Below are 25315 nucleotides of genomic sequence, written 5' to 3' on the forward strand. Positions count from 1 at the left end.
AACGGACCACACCGTATGAGTGACTTCTTCTCCACCTTCGCCGACGAGTTCCCCCAGATCAGATCGGGCTTCCTGGTCACGCTGGAAGCGACCGTCCTGGGTTCCCTCCTGGCGCTGGCGCTGTCCTTCCTCCTCGGCCTGATGGCAGGCAGCAGGCTCCTGCCGGTGCGCGGGGTCTCGCGGACCGTCGTGGAGTTCTTCCGCGGCACCTCGCTCTACGTCCAGCTGTTCTGGTTCTACTACGCCATGCCGCAGCTGACGGGCTACGAACTGACACCCCTGCTCTGCGGGGTGGTGGCCCTCGGCCTGAACTTCGGGGCGTACGGCTCCGAGATCGTGCGCGGTGCGATCAACTCCGTGCCCCGCGCGCAGTACGAGGCGGCCGTGGCGCTGAACATGACGCCCTTCCACCGCATGCGGAAGGTGATCATGCCGCAGGCCTGGGTGCAGATGATCCCGTCCTTCACCAACCTGCTGATCCAGCTGCTCAAGGCCACCCCGCTGCTGTGGCTGCTCTCCGCGGCGGACCTGATGACAGCGATCGAGCACGTCCGCAGCCTGACCGGTGAGAGCCTCAGCTCGTATCTGCTGCTGCTCGCCGTCTACTTCGTTCTCGCCTACGCGCTGACGCTGCTGATGAACCTGCTGGAGCGGACCGCCAAGCGGCGCCTCGGCCTGCACACCGGCGCCCGGGGCGTGTTCAAGACCCGCAGCGCCGAACCCGTCACGACGGCCGGAGGCGCCCGGTGAATCAGACATTCGACTGGGATGCCGCCGGCGAGGCCCTTCCCCTGCTGCTCGAGGGATTCCGGGTCACCCTGCTGGCGACCGTGCTCGGCACGCTCGTCGCGGCGGTGCTCGGGCTGGCGATCGCCGTGGCCGGACGGGCACCGTCCCGCTTCGTGACCATGCCGGTGAAGGCCGTCATGGAGTTCGTCCGCTCCACCCCCCTGCTGGTCCAGCTGGTGGGCGCGGTGGCCGTGTTCCCCACCGTGGAGCCGCTGACCACCGGCATCGTGGTCCTCGGCATCCACTACGCCACGTACACCTCCGAGGTGTACCGGGCCGGCATCGACGGTGTGCCCAAGGGCCAGTGGGAGGCCTGCCGCGCCCTCTCGCTGCCGCCCCGGCGGACCTGGCAGGCGGTGATCCTGCCCCAAGCGGTGCGCAACGTACTGCCGGCCCTTGGCAACTACGCCATCTCGATGTTCAAGGAGACCCCGTTCCTGGCCGTCATCACGGTGCAGGAAATGGTCTTCGAGGCCCGGAAGTACGGGGCCGACCACTTCGCGTACACGGAGGCGTGGACGCTCGCCGGGCTGATCTTCCTGGTCGCGAGCTACCCGACCTCGCTGCTGATGAGAAAGCTGGAGAAGCGCCTTGGCCACTGAACCCGCACCCCTCAAGAAGGATCCCGCGGACGCGGCTCCGGAACCTCAGGTGACAGGTGTCGAGCCGCTGGTCCGTTTCGACAAGGTCGTCAAGCGGTACGGCGACCATGTGGTCCTGGACGAGCTGGACTTCACCGTGCGGCGGGGCGAGCACGTCACGCTGATCGGGCCGAGCGGCTCGGGCAAGACGACGATCCTGCGGCTGCTGATGACCCTGGAGAAGGTCAGCGACGGTGTGATCTGGGTGGACGGCTCTCCCCTCTCACACGTGCGGACGCCGTCCGGCTCGCTGAAGCCGGCGGGCGAGAAGCAGCTGCGGGAGTCCCGGAAGAAGATCGGGATGGTCTTCCAGCAGTTCAACCTCTTCCCGAACATGAAGGTCCTCCAGAACATCACCGAGGCTCCCGTCAACGTCCTCGGCATGGACAAGGACGAGGCGGAGGCCCGGGCCCGGGAGCTGCTCGACCTGGTCGGGCTCTCCGGCAAGATCGACGCCCACCCCTCCCAGCTCTCCGGCGGCCAGCAGCAGCGCGTGGCCATCGCCCGCGCGCTGGCGATGCGGCCGGAGATCCTGCTGCTCGACGAGGTGACGTCGGCTCTGGACCCGGAGCTGGTCGCGGGCGTGCTGGACCTCCTCTGCGACATCGCGCGGAACACCAACATCACGATGCTCTGCGTGACCCACGAGATGAATTTCGCCCGGGACGTGTCCGAAAAGGTCCTGATGTTCGACTCGGGGCGGGTCGTGGAGTCCGGCACACCGGAAAAAATATTCACGGATCCCGAACACGAACGCACGCGCGAATTTCTCAACGCGGTGCTGTGACCTTGCCTTTGGCATGCCGCCCGTGACCCCGGCATATGCCCGGCGGGTGCGCCCCAGCTGACGGAGCCGGGGCGCACCACCAACTCCCCGACAGCCCCTCCCCAGTGGCCTGTTGGCGACTATCGTGGGTCGTGAGCTTGCGGTCACAACCTGACAGATGCCCTGAGGGGGGAACCGTGGCGTTGAAGCCCGAGCCGAAGGCGCCGTTCCATTCGGTGCAGTACGCCCTGCGGGTCCTCGAGTCCGTGTCCACCCACGGCGGCGGGGTGACCGAGGCGCGGATATCCCAGGAGACGGGGCTGCCGACGGGGCATCTCGCACCCCTCCTGCTGACACTGCGCCGCGAGGGTTACGTCGAGCAGGTCGCCGACGGCGCGTACATCATCGGTTCCTCGCTCATCGAGCTCGGCTCCGGATCCGCCCGCAGGCGGGCCCTGGAGGCGAAGCTCCAGCAGACGCTGGTGCAGCTCCGGGACTCGGTCGGTGCGGCCGTCTACGTCAGCCGCTACGTCGACGGGGAGATCCGCGTCACGCAGATGGCCGACGGGCCCCGTACGCCCGCCGTCAACGAGTGGGTGGACTTCCGCTCGGCGGCGCACGCCAGCGCGATCGGGAAGTGCCTGCTGACGCAGCTCGACCAGAACGGCCGGCGTGACCATCTGGCCCGGCACCGGATCGCACGGCTGACGTCCCGGACGATCACCAACGAGAAGGTGCTCTTCTCGAAGCTGGACAGCCAGCCGGCGACGGTGCCGATGCTCGACCTCCAGGAGTACGCCGTGGGCACGGTGTGCGCGGCCGTCCCGCTGACGGCGGGCTCGTCGGCCGGATGCCTGGCGCTGTCCCTCCCGATCGAGCACGCCCACCGGTTGCGGGCCGCCGCCGCCACGCTGAACCGCCGCGCGGCACCCGTCCTCCTGTCGCTGGCCCTGTGAGCCACGCCCCATGGGCGCCGCGTGTGGGATACACCACGCACGGATGGCGAGGCGGAGCCCTCACTCGGTATATGTGTACGGGTGCGGACCCGCAGGTCAGGGGCGGGTCCGCACGATCCGGCGGGTCTTCCCGGGGTGCGGCTGACGCGTGTCGTCAGCACCCCTGAGGACCGGGTATTATTTTCGAGTCACCAGGCGCCGTTAGCTCAGTTGGTTAGAGCAGCTGACTCTTAATCAGCGGGTCCGGGGTTCGAGTCCCTGACGGCGCACAGACACCACGGTGGGCGGCCTCCTTGCGAGGAGACCGCCCACCGTGCGTTGCGCCGAGCTGAATCAGAACTTCACGTCGGAGCACGCGTAGAACGCGTTGCCGGTGTCGGCGACGTTCCAGACGGCCAGGATGACGTGCTTCCCGGACTTCTGGGTGGGCATCGTGCCCTGGTGGGTCAGGGTCGCCGGCGGCTGCTGGTTGCCGTACGGCACCGTCATGAAGGGCTGCGACTCCAGAGCCGCCCTGGTCAGCGGCTTGGTGGAGTCCCAGCCGTTCTTGGTGATGTAGTAGCGGAAGTCGCTCGTGGAGTGCCGGGCGGTGAACTGCCAGCGGAAGCTGTAGCCCTGCCCCGCGGTGACCTGGGTGGCGGGCCAGTTGCCGCCGCGCGGGTCGTCGAGCTGAGCGAAACCGCCGTTCCCGCCGGAGCAGATCTTGCCGTCCGCCGGTCCTGCCGCCGGGAAGCCCTTCGGGCCCTCGACGCTCTGCGGTTCCCACTGGATGTTGCCGCAGCCGGTCACGGTGCCTTCGGCGCAGAGCTTCTGCCGGCTGATGGGGGAATCCGTGTAGCCGTGACTGCTGGCACTGCTGGTCGCGAACATCGAGACGCCCGCTATCGCCAGGCCGATGACGGCCGCACTTGCTCTTTTCCGCATGCTGTGTCGCTCCTCGAGAACGTGGGGATGTTCTGGGGATGATCCGAGCCGTGCTGCGCGCATCGTTCGTGCGGTCTAGACCAAGTCCAGATTATTGACACGGCATGAACATGTCCAGACCAATGTGGGCCGGGTTTCAGCGCACGTTCCTTTGCGAGCGGAGACGGTCAGGCGCCTTCCCCGCTGCTGCGGCCGGTGTAGAAGGCCACCGTCAGATCCCTGACCAGCGCCTTGTGCTCGTAGTCGTCGAGCTCGACGATGCCGCGCGCGGTCAGCCGGCCGACCGTGTCGTCCACCGCGTCGACCACCGAGGTCAGCACCTCGTCGCGGTGGATCGCGTCGATGGCCGCCACCCGGCACCGGTGCATCGCGGCAGCGACCTCGGGGGCGTACTCGATCCCGGTCGGCTGCGCGGAGTAGACCTCGATGCCCACGGGCACGCAGTCCGCCTTCACCATGCGGGTCAGCGCGTCGCCCACGGCCTCCGCGTCGCGCAGGGTGCGGGTGGGCTCATGGAAGGCGTCGGCGGGCAGCTGCGAGAGGACCCGGGCCAGCGCGGACTCCACCTGGTCGCGGAGGTAGCGCTCGTGGTCCGCGACACCGAACGTCGCGCGAGCGGTGTCCCTCACCCGCCAGACGACGAGGACCACGGCCCGCAGCGCCGTGCCGCTCGCGTCCGCCGCGGCCAGCGGCTCGCTGCGCCAGTGCCGCAGGCGTACGTCGATCCGGCGGCGCCGCAGGAGCGGGGAGATCCAGAGGAGGCCGGTGCGCCGGGCGCTGCCCCGGTAGTCGCCGAAGAGCGTCAGCACCGAGGCGTGTCCGGACCGGCCCCGTCCGAGACCGCAGAGCGCGAACAGCGCCACCGCCACCACCAGGGCGAGCAACGCCCAGGCACCGGTGCCGATGCCGTCGTACGGTCGGGCCCCGAGTCCGAGCCGGCCGGTCACGGCGGTGGGCAGCGCGCCGTGCCACCACAGCACGGTGAGTCCGGCGACGGCACCCGTCGCCGCGGTGAACAGGGCGGCCCAGCCGGGCAGTACGGGGCCGGGCCGCTCGGCGAGCCGGGGGTCGGCGTGGGGTGCGGGCCGGGTGGGCCCCTGCGTCCGGCGGGACCGCGGCAGGGGCGGACGGCGCTCGTCGGGCCGCCGCGCGGTGCCGGCCCCCGCTCCAGGGGACCTGCTGTCCTGGCCGTCGTCGTCCCGGAAGAGCAGGTGTACGGGGATGGGCGCCGTGGCCTCGGTGGCGATGACGGGCTTCCGCCGGTCCGCCCCCCACCAGGCGACCGGGTCCGCGGTGCCGACGGTGAGCGTCACCGGGGCGCGCTCCTCGTCGCCGTCCGGCCGGGCACCACCGGGCTCGGGCTTCCGGAGATCCGGCGGCCCGTCTCCCGGCCCGTCACCACCCGGCCGGTCCCCCGGCCCGGCCGGGGCGGGCCCCTGGTCGGCCGGGGCGGGCCCCTGGCCCACCGGGACCGGCCCCGTCTCCGAGTCCGCACCGGCTCCCGCTCCGGAAACCGGCCACGGACCGGGCTCACGCTCCGACTCCGGCACCGGCACCGGATCCATCAGCTCCGGGCCACCCAGCGGCTCGGGCTCCAGGCCCAGGCCCAGGCCCCTCGGGCCGGGCTCAGGCTCGGACGCCGGCCCAGGCTCGGACAGAGGCTCCGTGCCCGGGTCCGGGTCCGGGTCCAGGCCCGGGTCCGGGTCCGGGTCCAGGTCCGCCGGGCCGGGCGCCACCTCCAGCTCCGGCTTCTCCAGGTCCGGGCCACGCACCGGCTCCGGATCCATGCCCAGGTCCAGGTCCGTCAGCCCCGGCCCGGGCGCAGGCTCCGGCACCGCACCCAGGCCGGGCCCCAGATCCAGGTCCGGGCCACGCCCGCCGTCCACCGGAGTGGCCCGGCCCACCCCGGCCACGGCGTCCAGGGCCGGGCCCAGATCCGCCGGGATGTCGTCCTCCACCGCCGGTGGCACGTCCACCACAGCGGGCACGTCCACCTCCGCCGGCGCGCCCGCCACAGGGGGCGCCTCCACCGCAGGAGCCGTGTCACCCGCACCGGGACCGGGTACGATCACCCGCGCGTCCCGCTCGCCCAGCTCGTCCCACTCGCCCCGTACGTTCTCCGTCGAGCGCATTCCCGCCTCCGTCATGTCCGTTCCGTCGCTTCACTCGTCACGCGAAGAGCCGTCGCCATGTCTCCGGCCCCGGGTATCCGTCGGCCGCGGTCCCGCTCCAGCCCTGGGCGCGCTGGAACGCCCGGACGTTGCGGCGGTCCGCCTCCGTCCAGCGCGGACCTGGGCCCGTCACGTAGTGCGTGCCGTATCCCTTCTTCACCAGCCGGTCGCCGAGCCGCTGGATGTGGCTGCCGGACTGCCCCGGCCCGAAGGAGCTCTTCCCCGGGTAGGCCGAGGTCCCGGTGCCGCCGGAACCGGCGGCGGGGATCGCGCGCCCGGCGCCCTTGACCAGCAGGCTCCAGGTGCCGGGGCCGGGGACGCCGTCGGCGTCCTTGCCCTTCCACCCCTGCGCCAGCTGGAACGCCCGCGTCGCACGCTTGTCCGCGTCGCTCCAGCGCGGCCCCGCGCCCTCCTTGTAGAAGCGCTTGCCGCCCCGCGCGACGAGCAGTTGCCCGAGCCGGGTGACGTGCGCGTTGTCGGCACCGGGGCCGAACTTCCCGGCACCGGGGAACGCGGTGGCCGAGCCGCTGCCGCTCGCTCCGCTGACGATGCCCTTGTAGCGGTAGGCCACGTACTTCGAGGAGTTGCTCCAGTACGCCATCGGCGTCGTCGCCGCCCGCGCGTTGGGGCGGGTCTGCTCGTACGCGAGGTAGTGACTGTGCGTGTGGTCGGTCCAGCCGCCGAAGACCGTGACGTGCGACCCCACCGCGGGGTCGGCCAGGTTGTGGAAGAGGAGGATGTCGCCGGGCTCCAGGTCGGCCCGGGCGATCTTCGTCCCGAAGGTGGCGAGGCTGCCGGTCCACTCGTTGCTGCCGAGGTTCCAGGCCATCGACACGAAGCCGGAGCAGTCCTGCCGGTAGCCGTCCGACCAGTACGCCGCCATGTTGTACGGGACCTTCGCCGTCACCCATTTCTTGGCACGGTTGATGATGTCGGTCCGGGTCGTCGTACGTGACGCCGTGTCAGGTACGGAGGGCGGCCCGGAGGATCCGCCGCTGTCCAGGGGGCCAACCGTGCCCTGCGGGGTGACCGGCTGGGGATCGGCCACCGTGCCGCCGCCGGTGTCCCGCCCGGCGGCTGTGGCGGCGGCCTGGCCCGCGCCGCAGGACAGGACCACCCCCGCGGCGGTGACCAGCACCAGCGCCCGCCGCGCACCGTGCGCGGCCGGATGCCCGCCGTGGCGCACGGGCAGCGCGGCGGTCGTACGACGACGTTGCGCGCAGCCCGTACAACCGCAGTCGGCGGCGGGTTCGTACTCCTCGAAGACCGGCACAGTCATGCGACTCCTCTTCCCCTCGGCAGTCGTCCAGATCTTCCGCATCTCAACTTTCCCGGCATATCTCATGGTGACGGATTAAAGAGACAAAACGACCATCCGACAGGCCGTACCGGAGAGGAATTGGTCAGGAGCACTCCCGCAGATCGGGTAAAGTTCTCCAGGTCAGCAGGCGCCGTTAGCTCAGTTGGTTAGAGCAGCTGACTCTTAATCAGCGGGTCCGGGGTTCGAGTCCCTGACGGCGCACGCAACAGCGAGGCCCCTTCACCGAGCGTGAAGGGGCCTCGTTCGTGTCTCCTCGGCCCGGAAGCGCCCCCGAGGCGCCTTCGGCCACCCCCGCGCGCCTCCTTCACGGTATTCCCTCAAATCGCACGTATGACGGGTAAACAGCCTGTTTCGCCCTTGCGTTCACGGCGCGTATCGGACAACCTGACCTGGTGTCGTCCGAGGGATCCATGGATCTCCCGGCCGGGGGAACAGGGTTCGGCTTTCGCGCGGGGTGGGGGCTCCGCCGTCGTACGCACGGAGAGAATGCACGCAGAGTTGCTGCGTGCGGGGGGATGACCATGACGTCGACGCCGTCAGGCGACCGGCAGCAGCACGACCCTTCCCACACGGTCCAGCTGCGGCTGCCTCCGCAGCCGCGCGCCGGGAGACCGGGACGCCAGGCCAAGAAGGCGCTGCCTCGCTACGACTACGAGCACTACAGCCGGCTCGCCGGGCCGCTGACCCAGCCCGACCCCGACCGTCCGTATACGGTGCGCTACCGCTCGCTGCTCTCACAGGAGACCCACCGGATACGCGCGGCCCTGCTGCTGGGCGCCGCGCCGCTCGTCTCGCTGGGCCTCTTCGCCTGGCTCATACAGCCCGAGCACTGGACGGAACGCGACCCGAACCTCCAGAACGACACGCTGCTCGTCCTCGACATCGTGATGCTGGTGTCGATCGGCCTCATCGAGCTCTTCCGCACGATGAACGTCCTCTCCAACGCGCACGCCACGCTGGTCGCCCGCGACCCGGTGCCCGTCATACCGGAGAGCGGCACCAAGGTCGCCTTCCTCACCTCCTTCGTCCCGGGCAAGGAGCCCCTGGAGATGGTGACGAAGACGCTGGAGGCCGCCGTCCGGATCCGGCACCGGGGACAGATGCACGTCTGGCTGCTCGACGAGGGCGACGACCCCGCCGTGAAGGAGGTCTGCCTCCGGCTCGGCGTGCACCACTTCTCCCGCAAGGGCGTCGCCCGCTGGAACCAGGCCAAGGGCCCCCACCGGGCGAAGACGAAGCACGGCAACTACAACGCCTGGCTCGACGCGCACGGCGACGCCTACGACTACTTCGCCTCGGTCGACACCGACCACGTCCCGCTCCCCAACTACCTGGAGCGGATGCTCGGTTACTTCCGCGACCCGGACATCGGCTTCGTCATCGGCCCTCAGGTCTACGGCAACTACGACTCGTTCGTCACGAAGGCCGCCGAGTCCCAGCAGTTCCTCTTCCACGCACTGATCCAGCGCGCGGGCAACCGCTACGGCTCCCCGATGTTCGTCGGCACGAGCAACGCCGTGCGCATCTCAACCCTCAAGCAGATCGGCGGCCTCTACGACTCGATCACCGAGGACATGGCCACCGGCTTCGAGATCCACCGCCACCGCAACCCGCTCACCGGAAAGAAGTGGCGCTCGGTCTACACCCCCGACGTCCTCGCCGTCGGCGAGGGACCGAGCGCCTGGACCGACTTCTTCACCCAGCAGCTGCGCTGGTCCCGGGGCACGTACGAGACGATCCTCAAGCAGTACTGGAAGGGCTGGTTCTCCCTCCCGGCGGGCAAGCTCTTCAACTACACGATGATGATCATCTTCTATCCGATGTCGGCCATGAACTGGATCCTCGCGGCCCTGAGCTGCGCCCTGTTCCTCGGCATGGGCGCCTCCGGCGTCCAGATCGACCCCGTCATCTGGATGATGCTGTACGGCAACGCCTCGGCGCTCCAGATCGGCCTCTACGTCTGGAACCGCCGCCACAACGTCTCGCCGCACGAGCCCGAGGGCTCCGGCGGACTCGCCGGCATGGTGATGTCCGCGCTCTCCGCGCCGATCTACGCACGCTCCCTGATGGACGCGGTCCTGCGCCGCAAGAGCTCGTTCGTGGTGACGCCCAAGGGCGACTCGTCCAGCCCGGACACCCTCTTCGGCACCTTCCGCATCCACCTCTTCTTCATCCTGGTCTTCGGCGGCTCCATCGCCGCTTCCTTCGTCTTCGGGCACAGCCACCCGGCGATGCTCACCTGGGCCTGCCTGGCACTGCTGATCACCGCCGCGCCGATCTTCGGCTGGCGGTACACGGTCCGCGCCGAACGGAAGAAGCGCCGCGGCGGACCGCCCGCGCCGGCAACCGAGCCCGCGCCGCAGCCCGAACCCACCTGGGCGGGCAACGAGGACACCATGCAGATCGCCCTTGGGGGACGTAACCAATGAAGTACCGTCCGAGCCGCCGTACCCGCCGCCTGGCGATCGGTACGGCGGTGGTTCTGGCGCTCGCGGGGACGAACGGGCCGTGGCTGTACCGTTTCGGCACCGAGCGCTACCACACGTACGCGATCAACCAGCAGGACTACAAGGCGGAGAACGGCCACTGGGACTTCCTGGACGTCCCCTCCGAATTCCGGATCAACACGATCCACGCCGCGCTGCTGCACACCGGCAAGGTGCTGCTCGTCGCGGGCTCCGGCAACAACCAGGAGAACTTCGACGCGAAGAGCTTCCGTTCGGTGCTGTGGGACCCGGAGGAGAACACCTTCAAGAACATCCCCACGCCGAAGGACATGTTCTGCGCCGGGCACACCCAGCTGCCCGACGGGAAGCTCCTCATAGCCGGCGGCACCAAGCAGTACGAGAAGCTCGAGGGCGATGTCACCAAGGCCGGCGGCCTGATGATCGTCCACAACGAGAACCCGGACGAGCCCATCACCCTGCCGGCCGGCACCCGCTTCACCGGCAAGGGCCACGGCAAGTCGTTCGTCACCAAGGATCCGGTGCTGGTGGAGAAGGCGACCAAGGTCTTCGACAAGGAGACCGGCGAGTTCCTGCGCAACGATCCGGGCCTTGGCCGGATCTACGTCGAGGCGCAGAAGTCCGGGGCGAAGTACGAGACGGGCACCGAGGACAACTACCGGATCTCGGGGCTCTCGGGCTCCGACGCCCGCAACGTCTACGGGATCGCACAGAAGCTGGCCCTCGACAAGAAGGACTTCCAGGGCATCAAGGAAGCCTACGAGTTCGACCCGGTGGCCGAGAAGTACATCAGCGTCGACCCGATGAACGAGGCCCGCTGGTATCCGACGCTCACCACCCTGGAGGACGGCAAGGTCCTCTCCCTCTCCGGGCTGGACGAGATCGGGCAGATCGTGCCGGGCAAGGACGAGATCTACGACCCGGAGACCAAGAAGTGGGAGTACACCGGCATCGTCCGGAAGTTCCCCACCTATCCCGCCGTCTTCCTCATGAACAACGGCAAGCTCTTCTACTCCGGCTCCAACGCGGGCTACGGGCCCGCCGACGTGGGCCGCGACCCGGGCATCTGGGACCTGGACTCCAACAGGTTCGAGAAGATCCCCGGTCTCAGCGACCCGGACAAGATGGAGACCTCGGCGACCGTGCGGCTGCCTCCCGCCCAGGACGAGAAGTTCATGGTGATCGGCGGGGGCGGGGTCGGTGAGTCCGACAAGTCCAGCGAGAAGTCACGGCTGGTCGACCTGACGAAGGACGCCCCCCGCTTCACGGACGGCGCCGCCCTCTCCGAAGGCACCCGCTACCCGAGCGCCTCCCTCCTCCCGGACGACTCGCTGCTGGTCACAGGCGGCTCCGACGACTACCGGGGACGCGGTGGTTCGAACGTCCTGCAAGCCCGGCTGTACGACGCGAAGTCGGACACCTACACCCGGGTCGCGGACCCGGCGGTGGGCCGCAACTACCACTCGGGGTCCGTGCTCCTCCCCGACGGCCGGGTCATGATCTTCGGCTCGGACTCGCTGTACTCGGACGACGCGAACACGAGACCCGGCACCTTCGAGCAGCGCATCGAGATCTACACGCCGCCGTATCTGTACCGCGACGGGCGTCCGGAGCTGACCGCGGGCCCCGAGCGCATCTCCCGGGGCGGCAAGGGCCTGTTCACGACCCAGCACGCCTCGTCGATCACCTCGGCGAAGCTGATGCGCCCCAGCGCGGTCACCCATGTCACGGACACGGACCAGCGGTCGATCGCCCTGGACCTGAAGAAGTCCGACGACAGCATCACCGTGACCGTCCCGGAGAACCGGGCGCTGGTCCCGTCCGGCTGGTACATGCTCTTCGTCACCGATGCCGACGGCACACCGTCGGAGGGCACCTGGGTGGAGATCCCCTGAAGGACCTGGGCCTCCACCCCTGGGGCCGGCCCGGCTACTTCGTGGCGCGGGCCAGCCCCAGTGCGTACTCCGGCCACCAGTCGCCGGCCTTCGGCCCGCCCTTGCAGTCGCCGTCGGACTCGCCCGGACGCTTGACCCACACGTACGCGTCCACGAGCTCGTCGCCCGTCTCCGTCGACGGAGGCTCACCGAGGGCACGGCCCGGCGGGTTGCACCAGTTCTCCGCGGGGTCGCCCCCGTCGTACGGGCCGTTGCCGTTACGGCTGGTGTCGATCACGAACGGCTTGCCGCCGACCTTCGCCGACAACTGCTTGCCGAACTCCGTGCTGGCCGCCGTGGTCTGGAAGTTGGACACGTTCACCGCGAAGCCGTCCGCCTCCGCGACTCCGGCCCGTTGCAGAGGCTCGAAGAGCGCGTCGGGCGACTGCCATCCCGCGTTGCCCGCGTCCACGTAGACCTTGGTGGCCGGCTGCTGCTTCAGGCGCTCGACGGCGCCCTTCAGCAGGTCGTACCGCTCCTCGTGGAACTCCTGCGGCGTGCACCCGTCCACCAGGTGCAGCAGGGCGTCCGGCTCCAGGATCACCGTGGCCCGGCGGTCGCCGATGCCCTGGGCGACGCCGTCCAGCCACGCCCGGTACGCGTCACCGTCGGCCGCCCCGCCCTTCGAGAACTGGCCGCAGTCCCGGTGCGGGACGTTGTACAGGACGAACAGGGCTTCCCGGTCTGCCTTCTCGGCGGCCTCGGTGAATCCCTTCGCCGCCTCCTGCGGATTGTCCGGGCCGATCCACTCCCCCACGGGCTGCTCCGCGATCTTCCGGATCAGCTCGGCGTCGTCCTTCTCGCCGTCCTTCGTGTAGGACGCGACCTGCCGCGCGGCGTTCCCGTCGGGATTGACCCAGTACGGGTCGTCGCCCTTGGGCTGCTGGCGGACCGGGGCAGAGTCGCCCTTCGCCCCGTCGTCGGACGAGGAACACCCGGCCAGCAGCAGAACCGCGACCGCACCGGCCGCCCCACCCACCTTCAGTCCGGTGTAACTGCCGTACATCCACTCCCCCTTGTACCGATGCACTGCCGGTCGCGTCCATCCTGGCACAGCGATCCGGACCCCGGACGCTCCCGCCCGGATCCGGACATCCTGCCAAAATCTCTCCGAGGGCCACGCCTCTTCCGCCTACAGTGTCGTCTCAGTAGGAACGCTCCGACCTCCCATGTCGTGCCCGGGTCACTCCCGCGGCCCGGACACCGTGGTGGAGGACCGGCCCGGCCGGCGGCTCCCGGAGGGAGCGGGCGCCGACCGGGCCAGGTTTCCCTCAGACGCGGCTCCGCGCCCCGCTCTTCTCCGCGGTCAGGTACGCGGAGACGACGACGTTGGCCGTGTACGCACGGGACTTGTGGTCGTACGTACCGCCGCAGGTGATCAGCCGGAGCTCGGCCCGCCCGTCCTCGCGTGGCCCGTACGCCTTCTTGGCGTCGAAGCGTTCCCGGGTGAAGACCTGGACGTCGTCGATGGTGAATTCGGCGACCTTCCCGTCGGACCTGCTCACCCGGACCTTCTCGCCCGGTCTCGCGGCGCTGAGCCCGTAGAACACGGCGGGCTTCGTCTCGGTGTCGACATGGCCGACGAAGAGCGCGGCGCCCTCCGTGCCGGGCTCGGTGCCATCCGCGTACCAGCCGACGGCGCCCGGCGTCTCGAACGGCGGGGGCTCGATCGCCCCTTCGTCGTCCAGCCCGCGCCGTACGAGGGACGCGTCGATCCCGATGGAGGGGATCTCGACCCGCTGCGGTGCGGCGCTGTCCAGCGGGTCGTGCGCCGGGGGCAGCGGTACGCCCAGCGGGCGGCCGACCGCCGCGACGTCACCGGTCGTCGGGGCGGAGTTCCCCGCGGTGGCCGCACGGCCCCACAGCCACAGTCCCAGCAGGAGAACGACCCACACGACTCCGGTCAGCAGGCGTCCGGTTCCCGCGGGACGGTCAGGGGCGGACATGTCAGTGCAGCCCCGAGCGGCGTCGTCGCGCGCTGCGGAACGCGACGGCGACGGCCGCGACGGCGCCCAGTCCGAGGCCGATCAGTTCGTGCCGGGTACCGGGGCCCTCGTCGGCCACGGCCTCCTCGGCGAGCACAGCGGTGCCTCCGCCGCCGGCCCGTACGGGGGCGACGGGCGAGGGGCGGCTGTGATGGACGACGGTGACCGTGCCGGTGGCCTTGCCGTGGCCGTCCTTGCAGGTCACCCAGACCTCGTAGTCGTCGGGTGCGGCGTCGGAGCGGATCCGGGCCTCGGCGAAGAGGCCTTTGCCGTCGGACGGCTCGAAGCGCGCTTCGGAAGCGAACGCCTCGGAGTTGCCCCGGGCCGACTTGCCTTTGCCGCAGACGTCGGTCCGGAGCTCCACCTCCCCGCCGGGGGAGACACGGGACGGGCTGACCGAGACCGTTCCGGTCCGGTCGTCGCCCGCTGTGGCGGCCAGGGCCGCGGAAGCGGGAAGGGATATCGCCCCGGCCGCGAGTGCGGCACAGAACGTGAGGTGCAGTGAACGCATCGTAAACCTCCTGAGGGAAGGTTCACGCGCGGGGCGGCGTCCCGCATCCGCTGTAGCCCGGTCGGGTTACGGCATGGGCAGGTCGACCAGGTCCACGAGGTCCGCGATCGACTCGACCACCGTGGAGGGCCGGAAGGGGTAGCGGTCCATGTCGGCCTCCGTGGTCAGGCCGGTGAGGACCAGGAAGGTCTGCATCCCCGCCTCCAGGCCGGCGAGCACGTCGGTGTCCATCCGGTCGCCGATCATCGCGGAGGTCTCGGAGTGGGCGCCGATGGCGTTGAGCCCGGTCCGCATCATCAGCGGGTTGGGCTTGCCCGCGAAGTACGGCGCCTTGCCCGTGGCCTTGGTGATCAGCGCGGCGACCGAACCGGTCGCGGGCAGCGGGCCCTCGGCGGACGGGCCGGTCTCGTCGGGGTTGGTGCAGATGAAGCGGGCGCCGCCGTTGATGAGCCGGATCGCCTTGGTGAGCGCTTCGAAACTGTAAGTCCGGGTTTCTCCCAGAACCACGTAGTCGGGCTCGTGGTCCGTGAGGACGTAGCCGATGTCGTGCAGCGCGGTGGTGAGCCCGGCCTCGCCGATGACGTACGCCGTGCCGCGCGGTCGCTGGTCGTCCAGGAACTGGGCGGTGGCGAGGGCGGAGGTCCAGATGTTCTCCACGGGCACGTCGAGGCCCATGCGCTTGAGGCGCGCGTGGAGGTCACGGGCGGTGTAGATGGAGTTGTTGGTGAGGACGAGGAACGGCAGCCCCGACTCCCGCAGCCGCTTGATGAAGGCGTCGGCACCGGGGATCGGCGTGCCCTCGTGGATGAGGACACCGTCCATGTCCGTCAGCCAGGATTCGATCGCCTTGCGCTCTGCCATGTGACGGGCTCCTGCCTTACGCGCTGTGCACCCGAGGTGCCGGCCGCCGGCGGCACCGCGTTGTGCAGCGCCGACGTGCCGATTTTAGGGTGCTGGGCAGGCGGGGCGGAACCTGTTGATCACAGAGGCCGGCCGCGCAGGCGCCTGGCCAGGAGCAGGGAGAGGGCTCCGGCGAGGACGAGCGTGCCGGACGCGAGGCCGGCCCGGAGGGCTCGGGCCTGGCCGGTTCGGGCGAGTTCGGGCACCGGGTTGCCCTCGGCGTCCATCGTGCTTCCGGTGTCCTCGGGTGCGTCGAGGCCGCCTTCGACGATGACGAAGGGGTAGGCGGCCGACTCCCCCACCCAGTCCCCGTCGGAGGCCTTGCCCGCCTGCTCGGCCTCGTCCTGGGCGCCGCGCCGCTGGACGATGGCGGCGTGGGCCGTGACCTTGCCCGCCCGGGTGTCGGAGGTGAAGGCCATCCGCACCTCGACGGTGACGGTCTTCTTCGCGGGGACGGTGAAACCGGGGAAGTCGTCGCCCTGCTCCCCGCTGCCGAAGACGCCGATCTGCTCGTCGCGGTCGGTGGACTCCCAGCTCACCCGGTGTTCCTCGTCGGGGTGGGCCCGCTCGGTGAACTCCAGCTGGATCTGTTCGGCGGTCAGCGTCCGGTCCTCGTCGGTGAGCACCAGGACGGGGTGGATGGAGTGGCAGGACTCGGAGGTGGTGTTGGTGAGGTCCAGGTACCAGGTCCCGTAGCCGCCGCCGGAGGCGTAGGTGTCGGGGCCGCCGTGGATCCGTGTCTCGATCGGGAAGTCCTCGGCGTCCGGATCTCCGCAGGCGGGGAGCTCCTGGCCCGCGACGGCCACGGTTCCGGCCGGGGCGGTGACCGGGATGGCGATGGCGGCCGGGACACCGAGGAGGCCGGCCGGGACGACCAGTCCGGCGGCCAGTCCGAGGCGGGTCAGAGCACGGCCGTCGCGCAGCCGTGCGGGGGGTCGGGTCGGCATGGGGGTCACCCTTCGCTGCTCGCGAACGACCGGGGCGGAGGGCCACCGGCTGTAGCGGCGACGCTGCCACGCGCGGCCGGACGTACGGCCATCGGCAATGCGGTCTCAGTGGGCGACGCTGCCACGCGCGCGCGTGGGATCGCCACCTGCCGGCGGCGTACACCGCCCGTTCGGGCGCCGTAATCCGCTCGATCGGCCCCGCCACGGCGGCCGGGGCGGCGGTCAGACGCGTTCGCCGCCGTCCTCGCCCGCCCGGCCGAAGAGCGGAGCGAGGACCAGCTGGGCCGCCCCCTCGGCGACGGGGCGGTCGCCGCCGCCGGCCACGGTGACGGGTACGGCGGCGGTGACGCCCTCGCGCCGGGCGCGCTCCTCGATGACGGCGCGGACCCCGCTCACATAGGTGTCCTCGTGGGCCGCGACGGTACGGCCGCCGAGGACGACCCGGTCGATGTCGAGCAGCCCCACGAGGTTGGCGGCGCCCGCCCCGAGGACCCTGGCCGCCTCGGCGATGTCACCGCGGGCGGCGGCGGTCAGGCAGAGCGCCTCGACGCAGCCGCGCCCGCCGCAGTCGCACGGGGGGCCGTCCAGCTGCAGGGTCTGGTGGCCGAACTCCCCGGCGCCGGTACGGGCTCCGCGGTGCAGCTCACCTCCGAGGACGAGGCCGGCGCCGAGGCCGGTGCCCAGGTGGAGGTAGGCGAAGTCGGCCTCGGCGGGTTCGCGCAGCGCGAGACCGAGGGCGGCGGCGTTGGTGTCCTTGTCGACGACGACGGGCAGTCCTGTCCGGGCGGCGAGGGCGTCGCGCAGCGGGTAGCCGTCCCACTGAGGGAAGCCGGTGACCCGGTGCAGCACCCCGCCGCGGTGGTCCAGGGGTCCGGGCAGGGCGGCGCCCACGCCGAAGACCGGCCGGTCCTCAGCCCGGGGGGCCTCTGCCCGTACCGTCTGCACCGCGTGGGCGGCCGTGGCGAGGACGCCGTCGGCCGGGGCTCCGAGGTCGAGCGGGAAGGTGCGGGTGGCGACCGTGGTGCCGGCGAGGTCGGCCAGGACGGCGGTGAGCTCGTCGCGGTCCAGGTGGAGCCCGACGGCGTATCCGGCGTCGGGGACCAGCCGCAGGACGGTGCGGGGTTTGCCGCCGGTGGAGGCGAGGCGGCCGGCTTCGGCGGCGAGGCCCTCCGCTCGGAGCCTGGCGGTGATCTTGCTGACGGCCTGCGGGGTGAGTCCGGTGCGCTCGGCGATGTCCAGCCGGCTGATGCCCTGCTCACCGGCCACGCGCAGCAGGTCGAGGACGAGCGACGCGTTGTGGTGGCGCAGGGCCGGAAGATTCGCCCCGCCGCTCCTGCTGCTGCTCCTGTTCACCGCCCCATTGTCTCCATCGCTTGCACTTTGGCAACAGCGTTGCTTAAGTGGTTCGCATGACTGCCAACGCTCCTCTCCGCGTCGGGCTCGTCGGCTACGGCCTGGCGGGTTCCGTCTTCCACGCCCCGCTGGTCTCCGCGACCGAGGGCCTTGTCCTCGACACGGTCGTCACGTCGAACGAGGAGCGGCAGGCTCAGGCCCGCGCCGAGTTCCCCGGTGTGCGGTTCGCGGCCTCGCCCGAGGAGCTGTGGACGCGCGCGGACGAGCTGGACCTGATCGTGATCGCCTCGCCGAACAAGACGCATGTCCCTCTCGCGAGGACGGCGCTGGAGGCTGGGCTGCCGGTGGTCGTGGACAAGCCGCTCGCCGGCACGGCCGCCGAGGCCCGGGAGCTGGCCTCGCTGGCCGGTGAGCGGGGGCTGCTGCTCTCGGTCTTCCAGAACCGCCGCTGGGACAACGACTTCCTCACGCTGGCCGGCCTGATCGAGGACGGCGAGCTCGGTGAGGTGCAGCGCTTCGAGTCCCGCTTCGAGCGGTGGCGTCCGCAGCTGAAGGGCGGCTGGCGCGAGTCGGGCGACCCGGAGGAGATCGGCGGGCTGCTCTACGACCTGGGCAGCCATGTCGTCGACCAGGCGCTCACGCTGTTCGGGCCCGCGGTGCAGGTGTACGCCGAGTCGGACGTACGCCGCCCGGGTGCGGCGGCCGACGACGACACCTTCATCGCGATCACGCACGCCGACGGGGTGCGCACCCATCTCTACGCGAGCGCCACCACGGCGCAGCTCGGCCCGCGTTTCCGGGTGCTCGGCTCGAAGGCGGGCTATGTGAAGTACGGCCTGGACCCGCAGGAGGCCGCGCTGCGTGAGGGCGCGCGTCCGAAGGCCGGTGTGCCGTGGGGCGAGGAGCCGGAGGAGCTGTGGGGCCGGGTCGGTTCCGGTGAGTCCCCGCTGACCGGCGGCGGCGATCCGGTCCGGACGCTGCCGGGCGACTATCCCGCGTTCTACGCCGCTGTGGCCTCGGCCCTGCGCGGCGAGGGCGAGAACCCGGTGACGGCGTTGCAGGCCGCCGCCGCACTGGATGTCCTGGAGGCGGCGAAGCGCTCGGCCCGTGAGGGCGTGTCCGTGACCCTCCTTCCCCACCACGACGAGGAGAAGCACGCATGAGCACCGGCGCTCCGACCATCTCCGAGCTGATCGCGCAGGAGCGGCGTCTGACGCAGCCGCGTTTCGGCTACGACGACGCGTACGCGCTGGGCGGTCTGCTGGTCGCGCTGGCCCGTGAGCGGCACGCCCCGGTCGCCATCGACATCCGGCGCGGCAGCCAGCAGCTGTTCCACGCCGCGCTGCCTGGTTCGAGCGCGGACAACGACGCCTGGATCGAGCGTAAGCGGAAGGTGGTTGAGCGGTACGGGGAGAGCTCCTACCTGGTCGGTACGCGGTTCCGGGCGAAGGGCACCACGTTCGAGGAGTCCTCGCGGCTGGATCCGGACACCTATGCCGCGCACGGTGGGTCGTTCCCGATCGCCGTGGAGGGTGCCGGCGTGATCGGCTCGGTCACGGTGTCGGGTCTGCCGCAGGCCGAGGACCACGCGCTGGTGGTGGAGGCCCTGGAGCAGTTCACGGCGCGCCCGCAGGCCTGACGACGGAGCGGCGGCCTCCCGGCCGCCGCTCCCCGCCTGCTGTCACGCGTCCTTGAGCTCCTGGCGCTGGCGTCCCAGCCCCTCGATCTCGAGCTCCACCACGTCGCCCGCGCGGAGATACGGCTTCGGGTCGGGCCGGCCCATGGCCACGCCCGCCGGGGTGCCGGTGTTGATGACGTCGCCCGGGTAGAGCGTCATGAAGTGGCTCAGATAGCGCACGACCTCGCCGACCGGGAAGATCTGCTCGGCCGTGGAGCCGTCCTGCTTCACTTCCCCGTTGACCCACAGCTTCAGCGCCAGCGCCTGCGGGTCGGGCACCTCGTCCGCCGTGACGAGCCAGGGGCCCAGCGGGTTGAAGGTCTCGCAGTTCTTGCCCTTGTCCCAGGTGCCGCCGCGCTCGATCTGGAACTCGCGCTCGGAGACGTCGTGCGAGACGGCGTATCCGGCGACGTGCCCGAGCGCTTCCTCGGCGGAGTCCAGATAGCGGGCGGTGCGGCCGATCACGACGGCGAGTTCGACCTCCCAGTCGGTCTTGTGGCTGCCGCGCGGCACCAGCACCGTGTCCTCGGGGCCGACGACGGTGTCGGGGGCCTTGAAGAAGAGGATCGGCTCGCCCGGGATCGCCGCCCCGGTCTCGGCGGCGTGGTCGTGGTAGTTCAGCCCGATGCACACGATCTTGCCGATCCGCCCGAGGGGCGGTCCCACCCGGAGGCCGTCCGCGTCGAGCGGGGGCAGGACGTCGGGCGTCTGCGCCGCTTCCCGCACCCGGGCCAACGCCGACGCGTCGGCGAGGAGCTCGCCGTCGATGTCGGTGACGAGGCCCGAAAGGTCACGCAAAGTACCGTTCCGGTCAAGCAGTGCGGGGCGTTCGGAGCCCGCCGTACCCACTCGAAGAAGCTTCAACGGTCCATCTCCCCTTGGTCGCGATCGAGCCTGTCGGTGGGTTGCGGCCAGCGAAAGGCTCGGTTGATCCTCCAAGACATCGGATCACTCCGCAAGACCCTGTTCACACACTGGACCCGGACCTCCTACACAGCGGGAGCGACGGCGGCCTCGGTCGCCGGGATCTCCCGGTAGAGGTAGGCGCGCTCGATGGCGGTCCAGGTGGTGCTCGTGACGATGTACAGGGCCGCGGCGAGCGGCACGTAGGCCACGGAGACGAGGGTCAGGAAGGACATCAGCGGCATGACCTTCGTCATCGCGCCCATGCCGGGCACGGGCTGTCCGTCCGGGCCGGTGGCCGGCGTCACCGGGTTCGCGGCCATCTGGCGCTTGGTGCGTCCGTAGTTGAAGGTCGCGACGACGGCGACGATCACGAAGAGCCCGAGGTAGACCAGTCCCTGCTCACCGAAGAACCCGCCGTCGGCGAGCGCGCTGTGCCAGCGTTCGCCGAGCGGGGCTCCGAAGAGCTCGTGGCCGAGCAGCGAGTTGGGGTCGCCGCCGATCCTCTGGCTGGAGAAGAGGTGGTAGAGCAGGAAGAAGGCGGGCATCTGGAGCAGGCTCGGCAGGCAGCCGGAGAGCGGTGAGACCTTCTCCTTCGCGTGGAGCTCCATGAGCGCCTTCTGCATCCGGTCGGGGTTCTTGGCGTGCTTCTTGCGCAGCTCGGCGATCTGCGGCTGGAGCTTGGTGCGGGCCTTCTGGCCACGCGCCGCCGCCCGGGAGAGGGGGTGGACGGCGAGCCGTACGAGGGCGGTGAAGAGGACGATCGCGGCGGCGGTCGACGCGTTCTGGAAGAGGGGCTGGAGCAGATCGGCGAAGGCGCCGACCAGGCTCGCGAAAGCGGACATGAAGGCGGACATGGATGAGCCCTCCGGGGGTCTCGTCGTGCCGGGAGTAGATGACTCGGCAGGACGAACCGCGCGAAGGGCTGTGAGGAAAAAGGCGCGCCCTCTACGCGGCCGTCAGGAGGACGGTCCCGGGCGCTCGGGGCCTGGTGCGGCCTCGTGCGTCGGGGTCCCGCTGCGGGAGGAACGCGGTGCGCTTCTCGCGGTCGCGGATGGCCGTGCGCACTCTCGTACGGGGTACGGGGCAGGCGCAGCGGGCGCTGATGACGGAGCAGACGAGGAGCGCCGAGCCGGCGGCCGCGGTGGCGGCGAGCGCGACGGCGGCGGAGAGGCTGCCGCCTTCGGCGAGGAGGACCTCGGTGAGGAACAGGACGAGGAAGGCGGCGGGGCGGAGGAGGCGGGCGACCGCACGGCGCACACGGTTCATGTCGTCGTCCATCGGCCCTCCCCTGTCGCTTCGTACCCGTTCGTGTCCTTCAGCCGTTATACACGATCGGCGTCCAGCGGCTGACGGGGTCGGCGGGGCCGGTGTCGAGTCCGGAGACACCAGGCGTTCTTCCCGGCGTCCTCGGGCCTTCGTCAGCACTGTGGCACGCACCCTCTCACCTCACGCCCGACCCGCAGTACCGTGTGGTCCATGCGCCCCGACACGCCTGCAGACCACATCACCGAAGCCGAGCGCCTGCTCCGCACCGCGGCGCAGTACCCCGAGGACCACGAACCCCTGTTCCTCCAGGCCGCGGCCCATCTGGAGCTCGCCGGTGAGCGCGCCCGCGCAAGCACCCTCTACGACGAGCTGCTCGCCCCCACCGGCCCCGCCGTCGACCACCCGCACCTGGTCAAGGCGCTCAAGGCGGCCAACCTGTGGGAGTACGGCCATGAGGCGGAGGCCCGCGCGATCATCGACGGCATCCGCTCCGCCGGCCCGCTCGACGCGGCACCGTGGGAGATCGCCGCGGAGACGCTGGAGGCGCACGACGAGCTGGAGGCGGCCCACGACTTCTTCTCGACCGCGCTGACGCTGCTCCTCGCGCCGGGCGAGGAAGTCCCGTACGCCACCCAGTCGCTGGTGACGGGGCGGCACCGCGTACGCAGGCTGATGGGCGTGGCCCACGACGCCTGGGACGAGCTGGCCGACACGCTGCACACGGCCGCCGTGCCCCTCGACGAGCTGCACGACCCGAAGCGGCTGTGGTCCCTCGGCTCCTCGGACCCGGGCGAGCTGCAGGCGGAGATCAACCGTCTCCGCGCCGAGCTGGGCACCTACCGCAGCGCGCTGTCCCGCCCGTTCCCCGTCGCGGTGCTGCACTGGCCCGAGGGTGAGCTGCGCGAGCTCCTCACCGCCTATCCGGAGCTGGCCCGGGAGTACCTCTCGCACCAGGACCATCTGGCGCGTCTGGAGGCGGCGTTGCGGGATCTTCATGCCACGGGCACACCGAATCTCGGCATCGTGACGGGCACGGTCCCCTCCTACGAGGCGTTCGCCGCGTCGGAGGCCGCGTCCCCGTCCGACCCCGACCTGCTCCCCCAGTACGCCACGACGCTGGCGGCCCGTGGCCGCGCGGTCCCGTGGCCCCCCGCGCGCAGCGCGGCGTGCTGGTGCGGCTCGGGGCGTTCGTACCGCGAGTGCCACGGGGCGGCCTGAGGGAGGTGCCCTCCAGGGCCCCGGGGCCCCCGCCTACCTGCCCGCGAACGCGTCCCGCAGCTCCTTGTCGAGCCGCTCGGCGGCCTCCGCGGTGTCGGGCCGCTCCGAGGTGAGCCGTGGCCGCGCACACGCTCGCCGAGGACAAGTAGAGCCCGCGACCGGCCCGTTCACTTCGCCTGGTCAGGGGTCTCGTCGACGGCGGGCCCGTCGCCCGGGGCCTGGCCGTACAAGGTCTGTCCGCCGGAGGCGTCCTCGCCCGGGCCGTCCTCGCCGGGAATGGCCTGCTCCGACCAGACGGTCTTGCCCTCGGCGGCGTACCGGGTGCCCCACAGCGAGGCGAGCTGGGAAATGATGAAGAGGCCCCGCCCGCCCTCGTCGACCGCTCCGGCGTACTTCATGTACGGGGCGGTGGTGCTGCCGTCCCGGATCTCGCAGGTGAGCCCACGGTCCAGGATGAGGCGCAGCTCCACCGGCGGGCTGCCGTAGCGCACGGCGTTGGTCACCAGCTCGCTGACGATCAGCTCGGTCGCGTCCCCGGTGTCGCCGTCGACGTGCCAGCCGGCCAGCGCCTCGGACGTGAGGCGGCGCGCGGTGGCCGGGGCCGTCCTGTCGTAGGGCAGCTCCCAGGTGGCGTACCGGTCCTCGGGCATCACATGGGTACGGGCCAGGAGCAGGGCCGAGCCCCTGAGCGCGGCGTCGTCGGGCAGGGCGTAGGCGACCGCGTCGCACAGCTCCCGCAGCGGCCTGTCCGGGTGCGAGAGCGCCCGGCAGAGCGCGCCCGTCCAGGGGTCGGCGTGGTCCTGCAGGGCGTTGCTGTGGAGCGCGATCAGGCTGCCCTCCCGGAGCGGGAACGAGGCGGCGGCGACGGGCCCGCGGTCCTCCGAGCCGAGTGGCGGCCCCTGGGGGACGCTGACCAGCGTGGCGGCACCGTCCGCGCCGATGACGAGGGGGGCGGAGTGCCCCGCGGACGCCGCGGTGCACGTCTCGGTGAACGGGTCGTAGACGGCGTACACGCAGGTCGCGGTCAGCGGCTCCTGGTGCAGCGGGTCGCTCTGCGGCAGCTGGGCGCGTTCCTGCGCCAGCCGATCCGCCGTGTCGTACAGCCGCGCCAGCAGCTCGTCGGGCTCCAGGTCGAGTGCGGCGAGGGCGTGGACCACGGTGCGCAGCTGCCCCATGACAGTGGCCGCCTGGATGCCACGCTCGGCCACCTCCCCGATGACGAGCGCGGTGCGCGCCCCGGGCAGCGCGATCGTGTCGAACCAGCTGCCCGCGCCCCCTTCGGGCAGGAGCAGGTGGTGCGTCTCGACAGCGGGCTGGGGGGACGGGGCCTGGGGCAGCAGGCGGCGCTGGAGGGCGCTGGCGATGGTGTACTCGTGGACGTAGCGGCGGGCGTTCTCGATGCCGAGAGCGGCACGGGACGCGATCGCCGTCGCCACGGGGATGTCCTCCTCGGTGAAGGCTTCGGAGTCGCCGCAGCGGTAGAGACTCACCAGCCCGAGGACGGCTCCGCGCAGCGTCAGCGGCGCCAGCAGGAGCGTATGGGCTCGCTGCTCCCGGATGGACAGCGCCCGCGCGGGGTCGGCCTCGGCCCAGGGCGCGTCCTCGACCGGGACGACACGGGCCCGCAGGTCGGACAGGCCCCGCTGGAACGGCGTCCCGGGCGGCACCGCCCGCACGTCGCCGACCGGGTGGGCGGGCTCGTCACCACCGCTGAACGCGGCCCGCCGCAGCGGCACGTCCCGGCCGAGCGGCCCGGGCTGGGGGTCATCACCGCGCAGGACCGCGTCGACGATCTCGACGACGCCGATGTCGGCGTAACCGGGGACCAGCGCGTCGACGAGGTCCCTGCAGATGGCCTCCACGTCCAGCGTCCGGCCCACGCTGTCGCGTACGGCGTCGAGCGCCGCGTCCCGTTCCCGGTGCCTCGCCCGTGCGGTGACGTCGGTCACGGAGACGACGGCCCCCAGGACGGTGCCGTGGCCGCCCTGCCGCTCCCCGTGGCCCTCCTGGAGCCGGAACGCCGTCACGGAGAAGGTGCGCCGCCCACCGGGCACGTCGCCGGGGCGCGCGCGGAACTGGCGCTCGACGCCGGGCACGCCCGTGCGCAGGACCTCCCGTACGAACGCCTCCACCGCTTCCGGTTCCTCGAAGGCGCACACGTCGCGCAGCGGCAGTCCGCGCAGCCGCTCGGTCTCGTCGGTGTCGGGGTCCCCGGAGTGGTCACTGATCCGCAGGAGGCGGAGCTCCGGATCGAGCACATGGAGGCGCACCCGTGCCTGCGTGAACATCACGTCCAGCAGCGCCCTGCCGACGGCACCGGGCCCGCCGTCCCCCTCGGCCGCCCAGAGGGCCCAGCCCGCCCCGGCGAGCGGCTCCAGCCGCAGCCCCGCGAGCGCCTCGTCGTCCCCGTCCGCACTCCAGGTGTCACGCGCCAGTACGTCCATCACGTGCAGGCCCAGCGCGTCGGCGGTCGCCGCCCCGAAGCGCCGCTCGGCCGCCCGGCTCCACCCGGTGACCTCTCCGGCGCCGTCCACGACCATCAGGGGCGCGTCAGCCATGAACCCAGCTCCTTCGCCCCCTCGCG

22 protein-coding genes and 2 tRNA genes are annotated in these 25315 nt (G+C 71.3%); 11 read left to right on the forward strand and 13 right to left on the reverse strand.

Translation table 11 applies throughout. From position 1 onward, the window contains the following. The first annotated feature begins 15 nt into the window (after positions 1–15). From ehuC to ACIREO_RS28405, 5 genes are all read left to right on the forward strand, one after another. Positions 16–750: an ectoine/hydroxyectoine ABC transporter permease subunit EhuC gene (ehuC, locus tag ACIREO_RS28385; protein WP_404115242.1), complete on the forward strand. Its 735-nt coding sequence runs from the start codon at positions 16–18 to the stop codon at positions 748–750. After that, positions 747–1391 carry an ectoine/hydroxyectoine ABC transporter permease subunit EhuD gene (gene ehuD, locus ACIREO_RS28390; RefSeq protein WP_404115244.1) on the forward strand — a complete coding sequence of 215 codons (645 nt, stop codon included), beginning with the start codon at positions 747–749 and terminating at the stop codon, positions 1389–1391. Before ehuC ends, ehuD begins: the two co-directional genes overlap by 4 nt. Beyond that, positions 1381–2217 (forward strand): ectoine/hydroxyectoine ABC transporter ATP-binding protein EhuA, encoded by an 837-nt coding sequence (gene ehuA / locus ACIREO_RS28395; protein WP_404115246.1) that lies wholly within the window; start codon positions 1381–1383, stop codon positions 2215–2217. Before ehuD ends, ehuA begins: the two co-directional genes overlap by 11 nt. 176 nt (positions 2218–2393) lie before the next feature. After that, a complete protein-coding gene (locus ACIREO_RS28400; protein ID WP_404115248.1) occupies positions 2394–3152 on the forward strand; it encodes an IclR family transcriptional regulator in 759 nt (252 codons plus the stop codon). 195 nt (positions 3153–3347) lie between these two features. Then, positions 3348–3421: transfer RNA gene (locus tag ACIREO_RS28405), tRNA-Lys, on the forward strand. Positions 3422–3485: 64 nt separating this feature from the next. On the opposite strand, the gene ACIREO_RS28410 is transcribed toward ACIREO_RS28405, so the two are convergent. The 3 genes from ACIREO_RS28410 to ACIREO_RS28420 all read right to left on the reverse strand — a co-directional run bounded on the left by ACIREO_RS28410 (position 3486) and on the right by ACIREO_RS28420 (position 7526). Continuing rightward, the gene (locus tag ACIREO_RS28410) at positions 3486–4076 is read right to left on the reverse strand and encodes a lytic polysaccharide monooxygenase (protein ID WP_404115250.1); all 591 of its coding nucleotides are present in this window, start codon (positions 4074–4076) and stop codon (positions 3486–3488) included. Positions 4077–4243: 167 nt separating this feature from the next. Then, positions 4244–6208, reverse strand: coding sequence for an SPFH domain-containing protein (locus ACIREO_RS28415; RefSeq protein ID WP_404115619.1), 1965 nt, complete (start codon positions 6206–6208; stop codon positions 4244–4246). Positions 6209–6245: 37 nt separating this feature from the next. Continuing rightward, entirely contained in the window at positions 6246–7526 is a 1281-nt protein-coding gene (locus tag ACIREO_RS28420) for a peptidoglycan-binding protein (RefSeq protein WP_404115252.1), read from the reverse strand. Between the two features lie 169 nt (positions 7527–7695). On the opposite strand from ACIREO_RS28420, the gene ACIREO_RS28425 reads away from it, so the two are divergent. From ACIREO_RS28425 to ACIREO_RS28435, 3 genes are all read left to right on the forward strand, one after another. After that, positions 7696–7769 (forward strand) — tRNA-Lys (locus ACIREO_RS28425). A 320-nt stretch (positions 7770–8089) separates the two neighbouring features. After that, positions 8090–9997, forward strand: coding sequence for a glycosyltransferase family 2 protein (locus tag ACIREO_RS28430; protein ID WP_404115254.1), 1908 nt, complete (start codon positions 8090–8092; stop codon positions 9995–9997). Further along, on the forward strand, positions 9994–11928 hold the full coding sequence (locus ACIREO_RS28435) for a galactose oxidase-like domain-containing protein (protein ID WP_404115256.1): 1935 nt from the start codon (positions 9994–9996) through the stop codon (positions 11926–11928). The genes ACIREO_RS28430 and ACIREO_RS28435 overlap by 4 nt, the downstream gene beginning before the upstream one ends. Before the next feature lie 34 nt (positions 11929–11962). Here the strand turns inward: ACIREO_RS28435 and ACIREO_RS28440 are convergent, their stop codons facing one another. The 6 genes from ACIREO_RS28440 to ACIREO_RS28465 all read right to left on the reverse strand — a co-directional run bounded on the left by ACIREO_RS28440 (position 11963) and on the right by ACIREO_RS28465 (position 17663). Next, on the reverse strand, positions 11963–12973 hold the full coding sequence (locus ACIREO_RS28440; protein ID WP_404115258.1) for a glycoside hydrolase family 6 protein: 1011 nt from the start codon (positions 12971–12973) through the stop codon (positions 11963–11965). Positions 12974–13238: 265 nt separating this feature from the next. Further along, complete coding sequence (locus tag ACIREO_RS28445; RefSeq protein ID WP_404115260.1) at positions 13239–13913, reverse strand: class F sortase; 675 nt, start codon at positions 13911–13913, stop codon at positions 13239–13241. A gap of 1 nt (position 13914) precedes the next feature. After that, positions 13915–14463 (reverse strand): hypothetical protein, encoded by a 549-nt coding sequence (locus ACIREO_RS28450; RefSeq protein ID WP_404115262.1) that lies wholly within the window; start codon positions 14461–14463, stop codon positions 13915–13917. A 66-nt stretch (positions 14464–14529) separates the two neighbouring features. Next, positions 14530–15324, reverse strand: a complete 795-nt coding sequence (locus tag ACIREO_RS28455) for an HAD-IIA family hydrolase (protein ID WP_404115264.1) — start codon at positions 15322–15324, stop codon at positions 14530–14532. A gap of 119 nt (positions 15325–15443) precedes the next feature. Continuing rightward, positions 15444–16310 (reverse strand): hypothetical protein, encoded by an 867-nt coding sequence (locus ACIREO_RS28460; protein ID WP_404115266.1) that lies wholly within the window; start codon positions 16308–16310, stop codon positions 15444–15446. A 222-nt stretch (positions 16311–16532) separates the two neighbouring features. After that, the gene (locus ACIREO_RS28465; protein WP_404115267.1) at positions 16533–17663 is read right to left on the reverse strand and encodes an ROK family protein; all 1131 of its coding nucleotides are present in this window, start codon (positions 17661–17663) and stop codon (positions 16533–16535) included. 56 nt (positions 17664–17719) lie between these two features. Here ACIREO_RS28465 and ACIREO_RS28470 point away from each other — a divergent pair, with 56 nt between their 5' ends. Further along, positions 17720–18826, forward strand: coding sequence for a Gfo/Idh/MocA family oxidoreductase (locus tag ACIREO_RS28470; RefSeq protein WP_404115269.1), 1107 nt, complete (start codon positions 17720–17722; stop codon positions 18824–18826). Further along, entirely contained in the window at positions 18823–19302 is a 480-nt protein-coding gene (locus ACIREO_RS28475; protein ID WP_404115271.1) for a heme-degrading domain-containing protein, read from the forward strand. The genes ACIREO_RS28470 and ACIREO_RS28475 overlap by 4 nt, the downstream gene beginning before the upstream one ends. 42 nt (positions 19303–19344) lie before the next feature. Here ACIREO_RS28475 and ACIREO_RS28480 read toward each other — a convergent pair whose 3' ends face one another. The 3 genes from ACIREO_RS28480 to ACIREO_RS28490 form a co-directional block, all read right to left on the reverse strand. Beyond that, positions 19345–20205, reverse strand: coding sequence for a fumarylacetoacetate hydrolase family protein (locus tag ACIREO_RS28480; RefSeq protein WP_404115273.1), 861 nt, complete (start codon positions 20203–20205; stop codon positions 19345–19347). Between the two features lie 125 nt (positions 20206–20330). Continuing rightward, positions 20331–21101 carry a YidC/Oxa1 family membrane protein insertase gene (locus tag ACIREO_RS28485; protein WP_404115275.1) on the reverse strand — a complete coding sequence of 257 codons (771 nt, stop codon included), beginning with the start codon at positions 21099–21101 and terminating at the stop codon, positions 20331–20333. Positions 21102–21192: 91 nt separating this feature from the next. Further along, the gene (locus ACIREO_RS28490) at positions 21193–21525 is read right to left on the reverse strand and encodes a DUF6412 domain-containing protein (protein ID WP_404115277.1); all 333 of its coding nucleotides are present in this window, start codon (positions 21523–21525) and stop codon (positions 21193–21195) included. Between the two features lie 198 nt (positions 21526–21723). On the opposite strand from ACIREO_RS28490, the gene ACIREO_RS28495 reads away from it, so the two are divergent. Further along, complete coding sequence (locus ACIREO_RS28495) at positions 21724–22731, forward strand: SEC-C domain-containing protein (RefSeq protein ID WP_404115279.1); 1008 nt, start codon at positions 21724–21726, stop codon at positions 22729–22731. A 167-nt stretch (positions 22732–22898) separates the two neighbouring features. On the opposite strand, the gene ACIREO_RS28500 is transcribed toward ACIREO_RS28495, so the two are convergent. Further along, positions 22899–25289 carry a SpoIIE family protein phosphatase gene (locus ACIREO_RS28500; RefSeq protein ID WP_404115281.1) on the reverse strand — a complete coding sequence of 797 codons (2391 nt, stop codon included), beginning with the start codon at positions 25287–25289 and terminating at the stop codon, positions 22899–22901. Positions 25290–25315: the final 26 nt, after the last annotated feature.

This window comes from Streptomyces sp. NPDC102441, assembly GCF_044765585.1.
In the GTDB taxonomy this organism is placed as follows: Bacteria; Actinomycetota; Actinomycetes; order Streptomycetales; family Streptomycetaceae; genus Streptomyces.

What these genes read in the sequence shown, in the direction of transcription:
- ehuC (WP_404115242.1), top strand. Translation starts at nt 16, where the DNA reads ATGAGTGACTTCTTCTCCACCTTCGCCGACGAGTTCCCCCAGATCAGA.
- ACIREO_RS28410 (WP_404115250.1), bottom strand. Translation starts at nt 4,076, where the DNA reads ATGCGGAAAAGAGCAAGTGCGGCCGTCATCGGCCTGGCGATAGCGGGC.
- ACIREO_RS28415 (WP_404115619.1), bottom strand. Translation starts at nt 6,208, where the DNA reads ATGCGCTCGACGGAGAACGTACGGGGCGAGTGGGACGAGCTGGGCGAG.
- ACIREO_RS28420 (WP_404115252.1), bottom strand. Translation starts at nt 7,526, where the DNA reads ATGACTGTGCCGGTCTTCGAGGAGTACGAACCCGCCGCCGACTGCGGT.
- ACIREO_RS28430 (WP_404115254.1), top strand. Translation starts at nt 8,090, where the DNA reads ATGACGTCGACGCCGTCAGGCGACCGGCAGCAGCACGACCCTTCCCAC.
- ACIREO_RS28435 (WP_404115256.1), top strand. Translation starts at nt 9,994, where the DNA reads ATGAAGTACCGTCCGAGCCGCCGTACCCGCCGCCTGGCGATCGGTACG.
- ACIREO_RS28440 (WP_404115258.1), bottom strand. Translation starts at nt 12,973, where the DNA reads ATGTACGGCAGTTACACCGGACTGAAGGTGGGTGGGGCGGCCGGTGCG.
- ACIREO_RS28445 (WP_404115260.1), bottom strand. Translation starts at nt 13,913, where the DNA reads ATGTCCGCCCCTGACCGTCCCGCGGGAACCGGACGCCTGCTGACCGGA.
- ACIREO_RS28450 (WP_404115262.1), bottom strand. Translation starts at nt 14,463, where the DNA reads ATGCGTTCACTGCACCTCACGTTCTGTGCCGCACTCGCGGCCGGGGCG.
- ACIREO_RS28455 (WP_404115264.1), bottom strand. Translation starts at nt 15,324, where the DNA reads ATGGCAGAGCGCAAGGCGATCGAATCCTGGCTGACGGACATGGACGGT.
- ACIREO_RS28460 (WP_404115266.1), bottom strand. Translation starts at nt 16,310, where the DNA reads ATGCCGACCCGACCCCCCGCACGGCTGCGCGACGGCCGTGCTCTGACC.
- ACIREO_RS28470 (WP_404115269.1), top strand. Translation starts at nt 17,720, where the DNA reads ATGACTGCCAACGCTCCTCTCCGCGTCGGGCTCGTCGGCTACGGCCTG.
- ACIREO_RS28475 (WP_404115271.1), top strand. Translation starts at nt 18,823, where the DNA reads ATGAGCACCGGCGCTCCGACCATCTCCGAGCTGATCGCGCAGGAGCGG.
- ACIREO_RS28485 (WP_404115275.1), bottom strand. Translation starts at nt 21,101, where the DNA reads ATGTCCGCCTTCATGTCCGCTTTCGCGAGCCTGGTCGGCGCCTTCGCC.
- ACIREO_RS28490 (WP_404115277.1), bottom strand. Translation starts at nt 21,525, where the DNA reads ATGGACGACGACATGAACCGTGTGCGCCGTGCGGTCGCCCGCCTCCTC.
- ACIREO_RS28495 (WP_404115279.1), top strand. Translation starts at nt 21,724, where the DNA reads ATGCGCCCCGACACGCCTGCAGACCACATCACCGAAGCCGAGCGCCTG.
- ACIREO_RS28500 (WP_404115281.1), bottom strand. Translation starts at nt 25,289, where the DNA reads ATGGCTGACGCGCCCCTGATGGTCGTGGACGGCGCCGGAGAGGTCACC.